This window comes from Flammeovirga sp. OC4, from assembly GCF_000812565.1.
Lineage (GTDB): Bacteria > Bacteroidota > Bacteroidia > Cytophagales > Flammeovirgaceae > Flammeovirga.
This window is the reverse complement of record NZ_JTAM01000017.1, coordinates 40,076-59,731: the sequence shown is the minus strand read 5'-3', so window position 1 is coordinate 59,731 and position 19,656 is coordinate 40,076. Positions and strand designations below refer to the sequence as shown.

The window sequence follows — 19,656 nt, the reverse complement described above, 5'->3', positions numbered from 1 at the left end:
ACGAAAACTTAGTTTACAATGTATTTACTAATCATTAAAAACAAAAAAGCCTAACCCCATAGGATCTCTTAATATGACATTATCTACAATTCCTGCTTTATTAAAATAGGTGATCTCTTCTGTAATTGTAATTTTTCGCTCCCTAATTTCTTCTATGACACTTTCATTCTGTTTCCCATTAAAATAGGTCAAAGAAGGGTTGAAAAATTGATGTGGGCTGTTTAATGCCTGCATGATACTCAAAATAAAACCATCTCTGCTGATCATTGTGAGCCATCCTCTCTCGACACTTCCCATTTGTAATTCAAAACCAAGTTCAGTCCAGAACTGCATTGAATGATCTAAATTTAAACTTTCAAGACTTAAGCCAGCATAACTACCAAGAATAGAACAAGGTGTTGAATTTAAAAGAAACTTTTTTCCTCTTCCTCTATAAATATAAACCCAAACTCCACAAGGTGAAGATAGTATATATCCTTCTCCGTTTTCTAAAACATCAAATTCATTTTGAACTGTTTCTATTTGCTCTACCAACGTATCAGAATAGATGACGATCCCTTTTCTCATAAATTGCTTATTGGTAAGACTTATTTGTATTACACCATCGTTTGCGATTAGTAAATCTTCATAATCGTGGATTTGAAAATTTAGCTTTTCATAAAACAATTTTGTTTGTTCTAGTGAAGTGAATGTAGTTTGGATTAATGTCTTCATATATCAAAAATAAAAGAATCTTTGAAAAATAGGTCAAAATGCTCTAAATATTCAAAGATTAATTTTAAAATAACACTAAGTTTATGTGTAAATAGGCATTCGATCTTCAATGATTACAAAGCCTACAATATTTAAATAATACCAAAAAGCTCTTCCCAATTTTGACATTGGTGAAGAGCTTTTTCTATTTCAATTCATTACACTTTGTTATACTTTTATAAAGTTATGTATGAATAAACACCTGATACAATTACACCTAAAATAAGTGATAAATATGCTGTATCAATAATGTCTTTGAATGTTAAACTTGATAGCTTGTTGCTTTCCTTAATTTGCTGATTTTTAATTTCTTTCATTATAATAATTTTTTTTGAGATCACATTATAAGTCACGCTTAGTATACTTAGACGTCACAAGTCTAAATTAAGTTTACAAGTAGACATATAATTAATGTTAATAGACTGATTTTAAGATAATTAAGTAGACGTAAAATTCACATTAAAACTAAGAGAGTAATTAATTCATTTCAATTGTCACAAGTCTACGAATAGAACAAATATAAGATTGTTTATTCACTAACTGCAAAAAAATTGATTAATAATTTACTCAAGGTTAATTTAGTGACATTAACCATAAAGCAGTCATTCATAATGAAAAAGTACTATTTCTTATTATTATATTTCACATTATTTTCCTGCAATCAAGAGCCTACCTTTCAATTCCCAGAAATTACTATTGAACCTAATTTCAAGATCCAAGAAGTAGATGCTTTTTACAGAAAAGTCACTTTTGTAAACCTCACTGATACTATAAACACCTCTGAAGAAGTAAGGCTACAATGGCAATGGGGAGATGGTAAAAGTCTTAAAAACCCTAAGGCAGATACACTTTCTCATACCTATCCCAAAGGGGATTCTACATTTTATATTACACTACAACTCTTTCGGAAGCAGAATAGTGAACTTATTTCAGAAACAATAGACAGTATAAGATTTAGTGATTACCCCGTTGCAGAACCTTATGTTATTAATCTCAATGAAATAAAAACATCAACTTGGGAAACTACAATTTCATGGGTCAATGAAGGAGAAAATACAAACGTCAAAAAAACATACTTGACCCTTGCTCTCGATGAAAATTTCGCTCAAGTTGTGGATATTAAGAAGGGACACTTATTAACGGCACAACCAAAAGAGAGGGTAACTATTGGAAATGTTGATGCCTTTCAATTTAAAAATTTACAATCTCAAACACAGTATTTTGGCCAACTTGAATTTGAAAAAGAAAAAGGACTTTCGACTATTAGAACATTTGATTTCACTACCTCATCGGTTCATCCACCACAATTAGAGATTAATACTTCAGACGAAAATGGTTACCTCTATCTGATTAATGGTAAAAGAAATAAAGCTTTAAACTCTTTAGAAAACAACTCGAATTTAATATTACAAGTAAGTCAAGATCTTCATTTGGTGTATCAAGAAGGGGATACTTCTGTTTACAGTAAACCTTTTTATCAAGATATTTCCTTCCAAAGTTATGAAGAGACCAAAAATAGAAGCATCAATGAAAGTAGCGATACAGTAGAGGTACATTATGTTTCAAACCATAAAAATATGTATTTCACAAAAAGTAATAACCTTTTTTCATCAGATGATGCTTCTATAGGTGCTCAAGTTTATCGGTACCAAAACAATTACAGGCTATTCTTAGGTGATAATTCTACTTCACCCACTTTTGATAGAAATGGAATCCATATTAACCTAGGACCTGAAATGCCAGAAGCAAAAAGCTATTATTACCTTAACTCAAACAACACAAAGCTCAGAACTGAAAACTTAGATCATGAAATTGGCTTAATAGGTAATAGTGGTATTCAAGCCTACAGGCTATACATTTATTCGATAAAAAATGATACTATCTATGCGGGTATAGACAATATTGTCCAAGACAATACCATGAAATTTCGATTGATGTTTAAAGACCCAAGCATTGATCAAAATTTTGAGGCGCATATTGACCATTTATTATTTCATACTTTACCTAATAAAGAAGAATAAAAAACGACGCTATACATAGTAAAGTTTGATAACGTAACTTTTTCACCCTTAACACATTTACCTAATATTCATGAACAAGCAAGAATGAATTGTGCATAATATTGTATTTCTGTGATATATTTGTCTTCTGCCGAGACAAAAAACAAATATGAAAAACACGATTATACAATTTATAGATTTTTTCCACAGACCCTTTGAAAAGTTTATTCCGATCAAAACGTTTAGATATGCTGCAATTGGAGGTGGGAATATGGTATTGGACTTAGTATTGTATTTTCTAATTTTTCATTACGTTCTTTTCGAAGAAAATATAGATTTTGGGTTGTTTATAATGAGCTCACATATAGCAGCTCTATTTATGGTTTACCCTATCACGCTAACTTCCGGTTTTTTATTACAGAAATATGTGACTTTTCAAGACTCTAACCTTGGAGGATGGGTACAATTTTTCAGGTATTTTCAGGTAAGTATTGGCTCCATTTTTATCAATTATATCTTAATGAAGGTCTTTGTGGATATTCTTCATTTTTATCCTACTCCATCAAAACTGCTTACTACAATTGTTGCGGTCATTTTTTCGTATATCTCTCAACATTTCTATACTTTCAAAGTCAAAAAAAGTGATTGAAAAAGCATTCGAATTAGAAAACTTACATTCCAATTATTGAAGAGATTGTACCCCGAATACTTCATCAGAATAAGAGAAGGACATCATTTGAATGAATGATTTAAAATAACAACTGAATTCATAAAAAAAGGTACACAATCATCATTTTATTAGTAATTATCTAATATTTCAACCATATTTATAATCTATTTAAAATCAACACATTAAATATTTGTCTAACCTTTAAACTATACTCATTTTATTCTCATGGAAGTTTTATTTAACTCAAAAAGTTATAACCTAAAATTTGATCACACTACTGATCTCAACTCAAACCGTCAATATATCGCCTCCACTAATGGAGATATACTCTCTAGGTTATCACTCTTTAAATATGACGTTGGAGAACCATTGCCAGAAGGTGGCAGAATCTCACATATCCTCTCATTTGATGAGATGGGACAACTTGTTCAAGTGGAACTTGATAAACTTCCTAAAAGGCGTCGAAAGAAAAAAGAAGATGAATAGACAGTAATCCTCTGATAGAAATAGCAAGGCACAGTACTTTTATTTGGAATTTAAATGTACTGTGTTTTTTTTGTGTCAAAATTGAAGAAAATTTGAAAGTAGAATTAATTAAAAGAAACAAACTTGACACAGACCTTTGGGATGAATGTATCAATACATCACCTCAATCACTTCTGTTTGCACATTCATGGTATTTGGATATCGTTGCTCCTGATTGGTGGGGCATAGTAGTACAAGAACATAATAAATATGTGTGGGTAATGCCTTTTCCTGTATATCAAAAAGCTCATCGTTTGTTTATCAAAATGCCTTTGTTTACTCCAGAATTGGGTTATTTTTCTACTTTAGAACAACCTGAACGATTCTTAAAAGAAGCAATAACTCTGATTCAAAATCACATTCCCTATTGTATTGAATATATAGGTAATACAAACGGGAAATATACAGGTTTTCAAACTGGTGAGGATTTAAACATTCACTTATCTGAAGGGTATGATACTATTTTTTCCTCTTTTTCTAAATCAAAAAAGAAGAATGTTAGACAATCCATCAAGCGAAATCAGAAAGTACAACTAGACCAAAATATTGATGGTTTTTTACAGCTTTTTAATCAATTTACTTTACCTAAAATTGGAGTTAGGGATAACCGAGAAATAAATGCTTTTTTAAATAAAATCCTTCCTGCTTTAGTAATAAGAAAGAAGGTAAGAATCTACTCCATTTATGATCAAAAGAATCAAATTGAAGCCTCTTCCATTTTTATCCATCACCACTCTAGGTGGCAGTATTTTCTTAACACCGCAGACCCCAAAAAGAAGAATAAACATGGACGATTATTGATATTTAATCAATTTCTCCAAGAAGAAAAAAGGTGTACAAGCCCTTTACACCTAGGAACTTACATCAAAATGCCTAGCTCTACAGCTCAATATGAGTATGAAGTCAGAAGACATTTTGAACAACTGACACAAAAAAAAGTTGATGTACCTTATATATCATGGAATAATCTTCCTTGGTACATCAACCTTCCTCATCAAATCAAAAGATTTATTTTTAAAAATGTATTACGCAGAAACTAGCGTTTTTTGTGCTTTTTTCTTCAATGATATATAGGTAAAAATACCAAGTGCTGAACAAGTAATCATCACTCCTAATATTGGATATAACGTACCGTTATTCAATAAGCTCGCAATTGCTCCGGCTACTGCACCAATGATAATACCTACTACCCTCATCTGAGAGTTTGCTATACCTGCATAATGCTTTTCAAATTTTTCCAACGCTACAGAAGTCGCGTTACCAGAGATAAGCCCTAAAGTGGAAACGTGTAAGGTAATAAATGGCACTGTGTTATAGAGTGTAGGTGTAAATACAGATACAATAATCAGTAATACAATTAAAGATGTAAAATGTATTGTTAAACCTACATTCATCAATGGTTTAGGGCCATGTTTCTTGACCAAAACTGAGTTAATCTTATTCATAATGATCAAAGAAAAACCGTTGACACCAAAGAGTATCGCAAACTGTTGCTCTCCTAAACCAAAGTATTCTTGGAAGATAAAAGGTGCAGAAGTAAGATAAGTATACAGCGCCCCTGAAGGAATAGCCATTGCGGCCATGTAAGCCAATGCCGGTACATTTTGATATACCTTTTTGATCCCTTGTAGGAAATTATGTGATTGACGTTGGGGTTGAATTTTCTCTTCCAATTTCAAATTCAAAAAGATGAGAACGGACAAGCCATACACTGCAATAAATATAAAAATAGCCTTCCATGACGCTATTGATAATAAAAATGCACCTATGGACGGAGCAATCAATGGTGCTCCCATCGCAATCATAGCGACCATGGACATTACACTTGCGGCTTCCTTTCCTTGAAAATTATCTCTTACAATTGCGGCAACCGAAACCCCTACGAAACCTGCTCCGATGGCCTGAACAAATCGCATTAAGTAAAAAACTTCGAGCTGATTGACCATGACTAATATCAAACTGGCTAGCATGGACACGCCCAGTCCTCTACTCACCACCCACTTTCTTCCTTTTAAATCAGAAATATAACCACCATAAAGTTGGCCTATTCCAAAACCAAAAAAGAATAATGATGTATTAATTTCCACTTGGGAAAAAGTGACTCCAAAATCATTGGCAATTCGACCAAATGCAGGAAGACAGGTATCTATATTAAATGGACCAATCATGGAGAGAGACCCTAATAATAAGATGAGTGTAAAGTGTTTGTTATTTTTCATGAAATGAGCTTTTGTCCGCAATTACGGAGCATTTACATTATTATCAAAACTTCGTAACCACTTGTTCAAGTTCGTTGAGATAAATTCACAGGACTCACTTCATGTTACAGCACCTATTGAACCGCGAAGAAATGAACATATTTTAGGAAGAAAAAATTCATAAATAATTGATATTTAACAAATTAAATAAAAATTGTTCAATTTGTAGTTTTAGGAGATATTATGTAATTCTTCGAATTTACAGTTTTTATATAAAACCTCCATCTAGGGTAAAATAATGAGGATTATATTCGTTTAGACAACAATCTTCAATTTCTAAAAAACAAAGTATAGAATTGCATTTTATAAAGAATCTATTTGAGAAAAGTTTGATTATTTTGAGACATCTATGTAAACTACAGTCTTTTAAACTACCTTTATTTTAATTAAACGTCATACTATTTCCCAATGGACTATGAATTATAATATTTCAACAAACGCTTACTTAGTGAGACTAACATTAGAAGGTACACCTAAAATGGATTCTTTAATAATCGCTCTTAAAGAATGTGCCGGTTTTCTCAGGCAAAATCACTCCAGCTTACTTTTTGTAGATGGCTCACGGCTCGATTTTCCTTTTGACATCACTGATAAGTACACCACAATTGCTCGCTTAAGTGAGTTAGGTTTCTCTAGGCAAATCCAATTTGTCATTGTTACATCATCATCACATTTTGAAAGAAATACCCTAGAAACAATGGGTTACAACAGAGGATGGAGTATCAACACTTTTAAAAAGTTGCATGAAGCGAAAGATTGGATTGATGCTTATATCGATATCCAAAATGTAGAGAGACAAATGAAAGTATGCTAAAACTAAAATGAGAATTAATTTGTTAGAATATAAACTAATATCAATTTAAGATTACTTATAACAAATTCCTTCACATCTATTAATGCTACCAAACTTTAAATAACAACTCGATGTTGCTTCAAATTATAGCATTATCAATACTTTCCCCATTTAAATTTCACAATTATCGGTATTCTAAATAATTTAAATACATCTAAATTTAGCGGTTACACAAACTGAATTTAGCTCTTTCACTATTTAAAAGTAAATTTCAAAATTCGCTCTTTTTGTCATGATTATGATTAATTAACGGAGTTAATCAATTGAATAAGATGTATATCAAAATTTAATTACTAATTTTGTTTCATATCAATCATTATTTCAAAAACCTAACATGACAAAAACTATATGCCACCTAATTATAGGCTTCGTTATTGTTGTCATTACTACAAGTAAATCATTTGCTCAAGATGATATTTTATGGCTTCATTATTTTAATCGCTATAAACTGTCATACAAGTTTTCTATTGATTCTGATGTAGGTTACCGTTTTTACTTTCCCGAAGGTGAAAGATGGCAAGCAAGAAGTGGTTTAAGATATGACATAAATGATAATTTTTATGTCAGAGGAGGTGTCATGTTTGTTGCGGGCAATGCTGCCAGAGAGGAATTCCGCCCTTATCAAGACTTTGTATTCAATTCAAGGTTAAGTATTTTCACTTTTACTCAACGTTTACGTTTTGAAGAACAAATCTTCTTTGATGGTACAGACACTCGATTTAGATTAAGGTATAACCCATCGGTAAAATTTTCCACCTTCTTTGGGTATTGTACTTTGGGTGCTGAACCCTTCTTTGTGTTGAATGACCCCAAATCAAGAGTAGCTTCAAATAGATTATACATTGGTCTGACAAGGAAAGCATATAAAAATGTTTTTGTTACCCTACAATACATCAATGAGAGAAGTTATACAAAAGCGGAGTCTTCCTTCATCAATGAATCAAATATGATAAGGGTAAAGGTATCACATACTATCAAACCTTTAAGAACTGGACCTCTGTTTGGACGCAAGAAAACAAGCATTTAAACCCCTTCATTAACAAGGTTTTAAGGTTAAATTTATTTTCTGTAAATAGATTCTAATACTAAAAACATAGTGTAGACATTGGCGTACTATAGAGTGTATTTCAATTTATTCTAAAACACATTAATGCTTATTGCTATGGACGATTTCTTAACATTCGATTTAGACGACGATTTATTATTAGATAATGATGAAACTTCTTTTGATGAACTAGATGATATAGAAGGTTCGGATTGGGAAGATCAAATCAATTCGCTGGAAAAATTTGATTTAGATATTGATGACGAGATTTAATCCATCTCATAAAATATCTCTTAAGGAAGGTTGTTACATCATAATGTGACAACCTTTTTTGTTTCTGGCTTTCACTTATTTTTAAAATTAGGTAGTGGAGTTCACTTTTTCTAGTTGAAACATCAATCAAAACTAAGACTTTCATATCAATAGCTTCAAATATAAAAACAATACAGAGGGTAAATATTTCTTATTTAAAGGGTGATTTATTGTAGGACTAAATACATGAAGATTACTTTCTTTTTATTGTAGTAACATTTAGTAATATCCTATTTGAAATGAAATGACACTTTAAATTAGAATATTAAAATGGCAAACAAGTACGTATTGAAATGCATTTATTGCATCCTTTTTTTCATCTCCTTTTCATGTATCAAACAGCAACATAAAAGCGTTACAAAAGAACCTGTAAGTATCAATAGTATAGCTCCCGATAGAGGTTTGGCTGATCCGCATGTCATCATTGTCAATGACACTTTGTATACCATGTGCGGTCATGATAAAAGCTGGGACACCTATGGTGCTTGTGTGATGGACAGATGGGAACTTTGGTCTACCACTAATTTGATGGATTGGGAACATCATTTAAATATTTTGCCTACTCAAACCTATATTGGAGATCATGATAATTGTTTTGCGGGAGATGTAGCTACAAAAGACGGGAAATTTTATTGGTATTTTTCCAATAGAACGTACAGCACTGGCGTAATGGTGGCACCTTCCATGAAAGGACCTTGGAAAGACGCCTTGGGTAAACCACTTCTTCCAAAAGGGCTAACGAAAACTAAATCGTATGACCCCGAAGTCTTTGAAGATCATGGAAAGCATTATATCATCTTTGGAGCAGGGCAGTATTACATTGCTACATTGGGAGATGATATGATTTCTTTGGCGGACAAACCTCAAAAGCTATCCATTATGTTGGACAATGGAAAACGAAAACCTACGGGTGACAAGCCTACCATTTTCAAAAGAAATGAATGGTATTACCTCTTTTGGGGCAATCAATACGGAATGTCAAAAACATTACATGGTCCATATAGCTACAAAGGAGAGTACCTAGACGGTGGTCACGGTAGTGCTTTTGAGTGGGAAGGACAATGGTATAGCATTCAAGAAAATCATGAAACAAATGCCTATTACAGAGGGGTACAATTAAGACCACTATACTTCAACGAAGATGGAACCGTGAAAATCCCTGAAGTCAACCTTGAATATCCTCTACCAGGCAGAGTTTATGATTTTACTTATTCTACACAAGGTTGGCAAGCAAAGCAAGGAACAGATTTTAATTACAATAAAAAGGAGGGTACCTTATTTGGTAAAACTACTGAAAAAGGAGCTATCATTACCTCAACTCCTTATTTACACAGCCCAATTTACCTTTGCAAACAGGTCCGCTTAAAATTGAAGAAGCACACAACTACTCAACAAATAAAAATGGCTTTGTATAGCTATGAAAACCCTAAACGTTACACAAAAAATAATCCTCATAATGTAGACTGGTCTCAGGAAGAATGGCTCACCATCAATACATCGAATACTACTGACTGGCAAGAAATCATTATTCCATTATCAGACTTTCAAAAGCATCAAAAATACTTGCATCAAATTGCACTTCAGCCTGCTGCTGAAAGTGAAAATACAGCTTGGGAAGTCAAGAGTATTATTGTAGAATAATTTTAAAAATATCAGTTCACCTAAAATGGTGAACTGATAAAAAATCTAAACTATTTTTTATTTTCTTTCCAAATTATCTCGATCCCATTTCGATGTCTCTGCCGCTGCCTCATAAGTAGATTGCAGAAAATCTAGTAACATTTGTTCAGGGTTATCAGACTGTTGAACATCTTCATATTTCAAGAAAAACTCTCCCATTTCTTCACTGTAAAATGCTTGTTTTGGTGCTACTTTTTGGTTTCCAAACTCAGGAGCACTCGGGTAGGCATAAGCATAAAATGAAGGTACTGGAAAGTCTTTTGAGCCTAGCCAAAAACCAGCACTGCTCACTTCTTTTGAATAAGCCTCTTGCATTACCTCTAATGGCATGTTAGGCATCCCGCCTTGATGTAAGGGAGCGTCTTTTCCTGAAAAACGAGTAACGGCTAAGTCAAATGCACCCCAAAATAGATGAACGAGACTGCACTTGCCTATATATTGACTTCGGAATTTTTGGAAAGTACAATTGGCTTGCATTAATGCTTTCCAAATGGTATTCGCAGCCACTGGATCATAAGTTTTATTCGTTGTATTTTCCTTGAAAGGAATTGCAGGCTCCATTTCATTTGGACTACCGTGAATTGTTACTTCTACTCCAAGTTTTGTGAGTTTCTCAAACAATAAATCATGAAACTTTGCAACCGTCATAGATTGTAATGGAATAACTTCAGGTGCTTTTTGCGATGCTGTTATCATCAATTCATGATTTTCAAAATCAAAATCAATCTGAAAAAAACTCCCATTGAATGGAATCCCTTGAGTTGTAATACCATTCGGAGAAACGTATAAAGTCACATGCCATGAATGGTTCTGCCAAGGCATTGTCTTCAAACGGATTTTACCAACAATTTGAATCCATTGGTGTAGTGTAGCTAGTGTTGCTTCAATTTCTTGAAAATCGAGTACAGGCCATTGAGAATTAGTGCTTTTTGGGTTCATTGTTTTTGAAAAATTATTATTATCAATAACTTGAGTGAGGTATTAAGTCAAAAATAGATCATCATTAATTCTTATTGACTCTTGGCGAATAAAACATATGAATAGTCGATCTATTTAGTATTTAGCGTTTTTGAAGGAGGTAATCGCAAATAAATAGAATAAATAATTTTGTCTTAATACTTACCTACTAAGATAAAAATAATGAACGAATAAATAATCATGTCTGATCTTTCATTCCAACTGGACTCTAATCCTGAAGTCCTTCACATTTTCGAAAATTATCCTGATGCTGTCAAGCCTCAGATGTATCAATTAAGAACATTGGTTTTGGAAACCGCCCAAGAAATAGAAAGTATTGACATCTTGGAGGAAACACTAAAATGGGGAGAACCTAGCTATATCACAAAGCATGGAAGTACATTACGCATGGATTGGAAAACCAAAAAACCTCATCAATATGCACTTTATTTTCAATGTTCAAGCAGATTAGTGGAGACCTTCCAGTCTGTATTTGGGAGTACTTTCCAGTATGAAGGTAAAAGGGCCATCGTTTTTGACCTAGACCAAAAAATTCCTGTTCCTGAAATAAAAGCTTGCATCAAAGCAACTTTACAATACCATAAAGTTAAGGACTTGGTCACTCTTGGTATATAAAAAGGAATTTCTAATTATGGAGCAACTGAAATGCTCAATTGCTCACTCTGATTCTTACTATTAATGACAAATAGAAAACAACAAATCATTCAATACATCTGTTACACTGAACTAGTGTATGGGCGAATCAATAAAAAACTTTCAACTGATTTTGATCGACAAAAAATTGAGTCTCTCCTTCTAGAAATATTACAAGATACTGATGAAGATGATTATTTTAAAAAGGGTAAGAATTTCTATATAAGTAATGTAAAACACAATGTTAGAATCACTATTAACTCCTACACATTTAGGGTAATTACTGTAGATCGACTCGATAAACTGAAGGTTTGTTTATAAAAATGCCCTAGCACTCACAACGAGTACCAGGGCAAAAATCCAATATCACAAATTATTCAATCTGTTTCTTTATCATTTGAGGAAATACACTATTTTCCTAATTGGCTGTCCACCTTTGTTGCCATTAATAATTTAGCAGCATGAGGAGCTAATTGTTTCACAGTGTACTTTTCTTCAAACTCACCAATTTCTTTATCTGTCCAGAAATCAGTTAATTTCGCACCTTTGATCAATTCTACATTCATATCAATTGGTTCTTCAGTCCAGTTGAATACATAGTAGTATTGTGTATCACCAAGATCAGTAACACCCACTTCTAATTTAGAGTTTTTGAACTTGGCACCTTTACCTGTTGGTTTTAATAATTTCTTTAAGATTTTGAAATCCTCGTCAGTCATTAACTCTGCTTTATCACTGCCTAATGAGAAACCACCTACGGCATGGATAGATGTTAAGTGGAAGAACCACTCATCTTTTGTAATCTCTTTTGGATTACCGCCGAATGGGCTATCAGCAGTTTGTACGATGCAGTCAGGGTCAGCATCCCAAACCTTTTCGTTTTGCCAGCAACGGCTTAAGTTTTGGATCGCTAACTTTCTGAAGTTAGACCACTTTCTGTTGATATCTGCAGATGTACGCTGTGCAGTTACTAAACCTAATGAAGGCCAAATTGGAGCATTACATCCTAATACTACAGATTGGTCATCACATCCTTTTAAGATCGCTTCCATACCTCTTCTGTAAGCCTCAATACGAGTCGCTGATTTGTCGTAGAAAGCTCCATCTTGGATAGCTCCCCAATAGTTAGCATCTAATTTGAAATAATTTACTCCCCACTCTTCACGCATCGTTTTGATCACATGTGTTAAATGTGCTTGTACTTCTGGGTGGGTACCGTCTAAACAGTACCAAGGTCCTTCTCTCCAACCTCCAAATGTAACAGTGCTTGAGTTCAATGGTTGACCATCTTTTCCTTTTACGAACCACTCTGGGTGTTCTTTGAAAACTCTTGATTCTTTTTGAGCAATAAATGGTGCTACCCAAATTGCAGGTTTGAAACCTTTTGCAGCGATACCGTCGATTGTTTTTCTCACGTCACCATAAGCAGGGTTTGGATCTAACCAATCACCCATATACGGTTGGTAACCATCGTCTAATTGAATGTATTCCATTTCAGGAACTTTCTTCGCAAAGATATCCAGATTTTTCATCATGATTTCATCCGTGATATCCTCTTTGTAGCAATACCATGAACACCATCCAATAGGCATTTTTTCACTCTTCATTGCAGGGTGATTCTTTACAATTTCATCCGACATTTCATCGTATAAATCACCTTGGTTTTCACCATCAATAAAGATAAAGTCTTCTAGGTTCCAGCTTTCGCCTGGTGCTAATGCTAAACCTTCAGCATCAACAGCGATCAACATTTGATTTTGGTCATAAGCAATACGACCAATGAATTTTTTACAAGAAGTAAAACCTAACATAAAGTTTTCTTCCTCATCTACATTGATGTTCAATAGACCATAAACAGTAGGAATATCTCTCAATTCCTTCATTCTATAGTGACCTTTATCCGAGTTAGAACCTCTGTTTTCGTGCTTTCCTAACGTACCTCCGTTTTGGTGCAACATCTGAAAACCTTCACCATACACTGGAGAGTCAGGGTTGATACCATGCTCCTCTAAGGTGAAAATGATAACTTCTTTAGGGTTAATTACTTTGTCACTCGTATTGGTTAAAACCGTTTTACAAATGTTTCCTTCCCACTTTCTTGATAATTTGTAGTCACTAGACGGAATCACATTACCGTCTTTATCATCTAATACTGAAGGAGATTTTTCTAATCTCTCTCTGAACAATTTAGCTTTGGCTGAGTTGTTAATCGCAAACTTTTGGTCTCCCTCTAGTTTTGTATTACCACAACCCCATACTAAAAAAATAGTAATAGCTGATAATAAAAAATTTTTCAACTTCATAAGTATACTTTTAATTATTGCTTGTTGTTTTGATAAAAAAATCAGAGAGTTTTATGACATGAAACAGGAATGATGTTCTCATATCACCCTTATTAAATAATGTTCTTTTCAATTTCATTTCATCATTATTGTTTCTGCGAAAATCAAAAATCGATTCTCTCTGATCACTTTCACATGTTGATCTTTTTACTGAAGGCAATTTCGCACAAAAAAGAATTCTATATCTTTCAAAAATTTACACTTTTATTAATAAAGCATCTGATATCAATCTTTCTTTTGCTTATTTATATCATTCCAATGAAAATGAAAAGATTTTGATTAAAATGAATAGAATATAGTATATTCAGCCGATTGCTAAACTGCTTGTAATATTACCACACTAATGGAGCACTTTTCGCTACTTTGATTGGTTCTCCCTCAGTGAATAATAATAATTCAGCTTTTACATTGGCGTGGTTACCAGAAGAAAGTGTTACTGTATTTTCTCCTTTTACAGCTTCAAATGTTCCCTTTATTTTCACTTCTGCCACTTCTTTTAAATTCCAGTTTTTGTCATAAACATTCGCCTTATCTCCACCTCTGTACTCTATGTATTGCGTTGCCTTTGCTTGTAACTGAAGCGATGATTTGACCGTGATTTTTGACTTTCCAATCTGAATTGATGGATCTACTAACTCACCTTCACCCATCATAACTCTAATGATAAATTGAGGAGCTTGTGTCTCATATTTATTCTTCATGTATTTCGTTTCTCCAAAGAATAAGTTCGCTTTTGGCGTAAACATTCCATCTTCCTGCTTCATATGGAATAGTTGGATGGGAGGATCTTTTTTCAAATCTTCTTTGATTGCATCTTTAGATTGTCTCATCATCTGAATCGGATAAATTAAATACTCCGTTTCTGTCTCCCTCAATTCAAATCCTATCTTAGAAGCTAACCTATGTTTATATGATTCATGCGTCGCCAACATTTTTTCTCTTTGCTCTTGCGTTAATTTACGACTAGCATCTTTCCATTTAGGAAGAAGAGATAAGAGTTCATCCGTTCTACCATAAGCATCTAACTTTTCTAATGTAATGCCAAACATTGGATCAGGTCTCAAAATAGAGAAGTTTCTACCATTGTAAGCCGCTTGTGTACTCAACATAAAGTGAGCTGCTAAGAGATTAGAGGCACCTCTTAATTCACTCTTGTGGGTACGGCTATTTCTCTCCAAACGAAGTGATGCTCTAGCGTGGTTATGATCTCCTACAGGTGAAGTCAAAAACTTTTTCGTTTGATTTAATCTATACTCAATAAAACCAGCATCTGGCTCTTTACCATATGAAGTACGTGTTACAACTGGGTGATCTAAGTGCTCATATACGATTTGGGCAAATTTTCTAAAACCCCATTTCCCATCATAATCATGAATTTCAGCCCCATCAAATAGTGCATTTGAAACCTGACAATCATTTAATAATGCTGCATAATTGGTGGCTATAGTTTTAAATAGTTCAGAATTGTTGTCTGGTACAAACACCATGTTGTAAGGCATCACAATACCTTTTACTTGTGCACCTTTTTTATGGTCTGCTTTTTCAGTTGATTTGGCTTGTCTATTCTTTATGTAAAACTTCCAATTTCCGTTCTCTCCTTCCTCTACCTTAGAAACTTTAATGAGTTCATGATCGATTTTCAAGTAGTCAAACTTCATAAAAGGACGTGAAGGTTCCGTTACAAAACCTACTAACTGCTTCTTGGACGTAAAGTCTTTTGGCATTTTATACCACGATTGACTGGGCTTAAAGGAAATCACTTTGCTTTCCTCAAAAATTCCTTCTTCTAAGGTTCCATCCACCCAAGAGGCCAATTCATCTGATAAATTTGGTTTTGCATAGATTGGGTCTTTTACACCAATACCACCACTCACATAGTGAAGGTTAATACTACGGCCTTTCTTTCTTTGTTCTAGCGAAAATTTTCGTAAGTTTTCCTGATTTCCAAAAATACCATTTACGGCCCAGTTAGGTGTATCTTTTGGCCAGAAGCCTCCATGCCATATGTTCGTAAATAGATTAATTGTAGTCACACCCGTCATTTCTAAATAACGCTCATAAAATGGTAACTCATCAAGTGTTTGTGGTGCAATGTACATTACGGATTGATCGGTAAACATTAACTGCCAATCTGCTAACCATTTTTTTGCTCTTTCATAGTTCCATTCTCCTTCCACTACAGGATGAGGCATGTTCTCTTCACCCCAAGCTCGAATAATACTTTCATCCTCTGCTTCTGGTGATGATTTATAATACAAAATGAAACCTCCTAATGAATTCCCTTTATATCTTTCCCATAGATGTTCAAAGACAACATGGAAATTCATTATTGCTCCTTTACTTTTCTCAATACCAGCATAATCTAAAGGAAGACCTTTGATTTCAGTGGATGACACAATCAAAAATTCTAACTCTGTTCCAACTGGAAGATCACCATAAAAATCTTTCAATGTGAATACTACATAAGTAGGCTTTGCTTGAATACTAAAAGTAGCGTAAAACTTCTCATCTTCAGTACCAAATACAAAATCATCACCTTTTTTAAAAAGTTTTGTAAACGCTACTTCACCTTTTACAGGGATATTCAAGAAAAAATTCTTAGTACGATCTGCATTCAGTATTTCTTGTCCATCCGCTTTTACAAGAGAAGTAAACTTACCGTCCTTGTTTAGTGTAAGATTATATCGATCTGTTTTGAAGACAAAATCTTCAGAAGGAACCTCTAGTTTTTTTGGTTTTTCTTGAGTAGATATATCCTGTCCATGTACATTAAACCCAAATATAAAGGCGGATATCAGTAGAAGTAGTTCTAATTTATTTTTCATCTTTTCTTAATTATGAATAAGTATTCTAAAAATTAGTATTAAAAAATTGTTGTTCTAAAGCAGATCTATTCACAAGAGGGATATACTATCTACTTTATTTCTACTAACGGAAAGATACTTGGGGACAAAGAGGTTCATTTATTTGAATGCAATATAAAGATTAATTGTATTTAAAAACAACTCCTTTAACACACTGCAAATGAGGTTTCTTGTCACTACAACAATACTTTTTGGGGTAGAATAAAAATGAAGGAGGTATGAAAATCAATCCTAGAAAACCTTGAAAAAAGACCGACTGAAAGTGAATGAAAACTTCGTTTAAAGTGTGCCAATTGAAAGGGGGCAATATTTTCTTCTCAATGAGATAAATAGGATAGTTATGTTTGAAGGTAATTTTTTAATCAAAAAAAACCCACAATTGATATTTGTGGGCTATCCTTTCACTTTTTGAATGATTAATAAAGGTCTGGAAGGCTAAATGAATTAATATCTTCCCATAACCAGTTTAGCGTTTCTACTCTACTATCACCTTTAGTTTCTTTTTCTTCTGGTGTAAGGTCTGGTAATGTTACAATACTCTCTCTTAACGTGTGGGTTGTAACATGGTAATCCGTTACTCCTGCTTGGAAAATAGATACACTATCAAAGTCACCCAATAAGTGATAATGACCGATACTTAGGGTATCTCCCTCATCATTAACAGCTACTTCTTTCCAACGTTTTTCAATAGTTCCAATTCCTGATGCTGTTTTTTGAATCAGTACTTCAGAAGTTTTTCCATCTGTCGCTTCGGAAGTTCTCACAAAAACTTGATCAATGTTGGGGTTTTCTTCATCTTTTGAAGAACAAGAAAATGTCATTGTCACGATAAACAATAAACTAAATAAATTGGCTAAGTTTTTCATACTTTAATTATTAATTAGGTTAGATAAAAAAATAGACGAATCATGTGTTGTCTAATTGGTTTTCACTGCAATGCTAATAAACTCATTTTTCTTTGCTAAGCGTTTTAATAAAAAAAATCATAATTTAACTTATAGTGTATTTTCAACGCTTAGGGAATTTTAATACTGTTTTCTTTACTCCATTTTGATAGTAATTGAATATTTACAAATACTCCCCTTTAAATCTAACATTATAAAAAACACTCAAAAGGTAACACATATGTAACTCATAAAGTGATAAGTAAACCTTTTCATTTAAGTTTACGATTTTATCACACATCCTTACAATTACCTCAAAAAACAAAGCTTTAAATATGTTTTAAAAGGTCAATATATAACATTTTCAAAGTAAAAAGTATTGAAAATTACCCATTTTTAAGGTGAATTATTTTTTGATTTTTTATATAATACTCCTCAAGGTTATAGTTGTAGATGTATACTTAGTATGAAATATTTTATAGAACTTCAGCTATGAGCCTTCCTGAAAAAGTATACAAACTTCCGAAAAACGTATAAGTACTTCGCCCTTCCGTCCCACTACTTTTGTATTAAACAATAAAACATTATATCATGAGTAATTGGACAGTAGACAACATCGCATCTCAAAAAGGAAAGACTTTTCTTGTAACAGGGGCTAACAGTGGTTTAGGTTATGGGACCTCTAAAGTATTGGCACAGAAAGGAGCAAAAGTCATCATGACAGCTAGGGACCTTCAAAAAGGACACAAAGCCATGGCAACACTAAAAAGGGAAGTACCGAATGCTGATGTTGAATTAATGCAATTGGACTTGGCGGACCTTCATCAAGTGAGAACTTTTGCAAATGCTTTTAAGCAAAAATACCAGCAACTGAACGTCCTCATTAATAATGCCGGTGTAATGATGCCCGTGAAACGAGATGAAACCAAGCAAGGATTTGAAGTACAATTTGGCACCAATCATTTAGGGCATTTCGTATTAACTTATGAACTGCTAGAACTACTCGAAAGTACACCTCAATCTCGGATCGTTGTTTTGAGTAGCCTCGTGGCAAAAATGAATAAAGCTGCTATCTATTGGGAAGACCTTCAGTTTGAAAAATCATACGACAAAATGGCTAGTTATTCCCAAAGCAAGTTGGCCAATATGCTTTTTGCTGCTGAACTTGACAGACGTTTGAAAAAACAAAAGAGTTCAATAACTTGTGTCATGGCACACCCCGGATATACGGCTACCAATTTGCAGCAACACATGGGATTACAAGGAAGAATAATGAACTTCTTTATGGCACAAAAAGTAGAAATGGGCATATTACCAACATTACGTGCTGCTACAGATCCTAAAGTTAAAGGTGGAGAATACTATGGTCCAGCAAAAATGGGCAACTTCCGTGGTTACCCAGTGCTTAATGAACCCAACACGTTGGTCAAAGACGATAACACTAACCAACGACTTTGGGAACTTAGTGAACAATTGACACAAACCGATTTTAGTATCAAAGTATGAAAAAATCACTTCCTCTCATGTTAGCTATCGTCTTACTCATCAGTGCGGTCGCTCATTTACTCATTCCGGAGTTTTATGCCCCCATGATTCCGAGTTTTATCTCCGTTGAATTGGCCAATATATTAGCAGCCATCACTGAATTTATAACCGCGGTTTTACTTCTCATTCCAAGCTATAAAAAATGGGGCGGAATAGCATTTATGGGTTTAATGGTGGCTTTTCTTCCTCTTCATATTTGGGATATGTTTAGAGATGATCCTGTAGTGGGACCTCAACCAATTACAACGATCCGACTGATATTCCAATTCGTATTCATTTATGCTGGGTGGTGGATTTTCAAAAAATACAATTAA

18 protein-coding genes are annotated in these 19,656 nt (G+C 33.6%); 12 read left to right on the top strand and 6 right to left on the bottom strand.

What is annotated here, in order from left to right; all coding sequences use genetic code 11:
- Positions 1-27: 27 nt before the first annotated feature.
- On the bottom strand, positions 28-714 hold the full coding sequence (locus PL77_RS12795) for a hypothetical protein (protein WP_044205746.1): 687 nt from the start codon (positions 712-714) through the stop codon (positions 28-30).
- A gap of 650 nt (positions 715-1,364) precedes the next feature.
- Between PL77_RS12795 and PL77_RS12790 the strand changes: the two genes are divergently transcribed.
- From PL77_RS12790 to PL77_RS12775, 4 genes are all read left to right on the top strand, one after another.
- A complete protein-coding gene (locus PL77_RS12790) occupies positions 1,365-2,774 on the top strand; it encodes a hypothetical protein (protein WP_044205743.1) in 1,410 nt (469 codons plus the stop codon).
- Between the two features lie 148 nt (positions 2,775-2,922).
- Entirely contained in the window at positions 2,923-3,402 is a 480-nt protein-coding gene (locus PL77_RS12785) for a GtrA family protein (RefSeq protein WP_044205741.1), read from the top strand.
- 246 nt (positions 3,403-3,648) lie between these two features.
- Positions 3,649-3,909: a hypothetical protein gene (locus PL77_RS12780; RefSeq protein WP_044205738.1), complete on the top strand. Its 261-nt coding sequence runs from the start codon at positions 3,649-3,651 to the stop codon at positions 3,907-3,909.
- 92 nt (positions 3,910-4,001) lie between these two features.
- The gene (locus tag PL77_RS12775) at positions 4,002-4,988 is read left to right on the top strand and encodes a hypothetical protein (RefSeq protein WP_044205736.1); all 987 of its coding nucleotides are present in this window, start codon (positions 4,002-4,004) and stop codon (positions 4,986-4,988) included.
- On the opposite strand, the gene PL77_RS12770 is transcribed toward PL77_RS12775, so the two are convergent.
- On the bottom strand, positions 4,974-6,167 hold the full coding sequence (locus tag PL77_RS12770) for a multidrug effflux MFS transporter (protein ID WP_082026521.1): 1,194 nt from the start codon (positions 6,165-6,167) through the stop codon (positions 4,974-4,976). The genes PL77_RS12775 and PL77_RS12770 overlap by 15 nt on opposite strands.
- A gap of 454 nt (positions 6,168-6,621) precedes the next feature.
- Between PL77_RS12770 and PL77_RS12765 the strand changes: the two genes are divergently transcribed.
- The 4 genes from PL77_RS12765 to PL77_RS30530 all read left to right on the top strand — a co-directional run bounded on the left by PL77_RS12765 (position 6,622) and on the right by PL77_RS30530 (position 10,057).
- Complete coding sequence (locus tag PL77_RS12765) at positions 6,622-7,020, top strand: hypothetical protein (protein WP_044205729.1); 399 nt, start codon at positions 6,622-6,624, stop codon at positions 7,018-7,020.
- Between the two features lie 373 nt (positions 7,021-7,393).
- The gene (locus tag PL77_RS12760) at positions 7,394-8,086 is read left to right on the top strand and encodes a DUF2490 domain-containing protein (RefSeq protein ID WP_044205727.1); all 693 of its coding nucleotides are present in this window, start codon (positions 7,394-7,396) and stop codon (positions 8,084-8,086) included.
- 135 nt (positions 8,087-8,221) lie between these two features.
- Positions 8,222-8,377, top strand: coding sequence for a hypothetical protein (locus PL77_RS31765; protein ID WP_156152352.1), 156 nt, complete (start codon positions 8,222-8,224; stop codon positions 8,375-8,377).
- Positions 8,378-8,686: 309 nt separating this feature from the next.
- On the top strand, positions 8,687-10,057 hold the full coding sequence (locus tag PL77_RS30530; protein WP_052444370.1) for a family 43 glycosylhydrolase: 1,371 nt from the start codon (positions 8,687-8,689) through the stop codon (positions 10,055-10,057).
- A gap of 57 nt (positions 10,058-10,114) precedes the next feature.
- Here PL77_RS30530 and PL77_RS12750 read toward each other — a convergent pair whose 3' ends face one another.
- Complete coding sequence (locus tag PL77_RS12750; RefSeq protein ID WP_044205724.1) at positions 10,115-11,035, bottom strand: DUF5996 family protein; 921 nt, start codon at positions 11,033-11,035, stop codon at positions 10,115-10,117.
- Between the two features lie 219 nt (positions 11,036-11,254).
- Between PL77_RS12750 and PL77_RS12745 the strand changes: the two genes are divergently transcribed.
- Complete coding sequence (locus PL77_RS12745) at positions 11,255-11,689, top strand: DUF1801 domain-containing protein (protein WP_044205721.1); 435 nt, start codon at positions 11,255-11,257, stop codon at positions 11,687-11,689.
- A gap of 63 nt (positions 11,690-11,752) precedes the next feature.
- Entirely contained in the window at positions 11,753-12,028 is a 276-nt protein-coding gene (locus PL77_RS12740; RefSeq protein WP_044205718.1) for a DUF3781 domain-containing protein, read from the top strand.
- A gap of 89 nt (positions 12,029-12,117) precedes the next feature.
- Here PL77_RS12740 and PL77_RS12735 read toward each other — a convergent pair whose 3' ends face one another.
- From PL77_RS12735 to PL77_RS12725, 3 genes are all read right to left on the bottom strand, one after another.
- Positions 12,118-14,010, bottom strand: a complete 1,893-nt coding sequence (locus PL77_RS12735) for a glycoside hydrolase family 36 protein (protein ID WP_052444369.1) — start codon at positions 14,008-14,010, stop codon at positions 12,118-12,120.
- Between the two features lie 371 nt (positions 14,011-14,381).
- Positions 14,382-16,874 (bottom strand): hypothetical protein, encoded by a 2,493-nt coding sequence (locus PL77_RS12730; protein WP_044205716.1) that lies wholly within the window; start codon positions 16,872-16,874, stop codon positions 14,382-14,384.
- Positions 16,875-17,329: 455 nt separating this feature from the next.
- The gene (locus PL77_RS12725) at positions 17,330-17,779 is read right to left on the bottom strand and encodes a hypothetical protein (RefSeq protein ID WP_044205713.1); all 450 of its coding nucleotides are present in this window, start codon (positions 17,777-17,779) and stop codon (positions 17,330-17,332) included.
- A gap of 609 nt (positions 17,780-18,388) precedes the next feature.
- Between PL77_RS12725 and PL77_RS12720 the strand changes: the two genes are divergently transcribed.
- Both PL77_RS12720 and PL77_RS12715 read left to right on the top strand, forming a co-directional pair.
- The gene (locus tag PL77_RS12720; RefSeq protein ID WP_044205710.1) at positions 18,389-19,303 is read left to right on the top strand and encodes an oxidoreductase; all 915 of its coding nucleotides are present in this window, start codon (positions 18,389-18,391) and stop codon (positions 19,301-19,303) included.
- A gap of 17 nt (positions 19,304-19,320) precedes the next feature.
- Positions 19,321-19,656 (top strand): hypothetical protein, encoded by a 336-nt coding sequence (locus tag PL77_RS12715; protein ID WP_156152351.1) that lies wholly within the window; start codon positions 19,321-19,323, stop codon positions 19,654-19,656.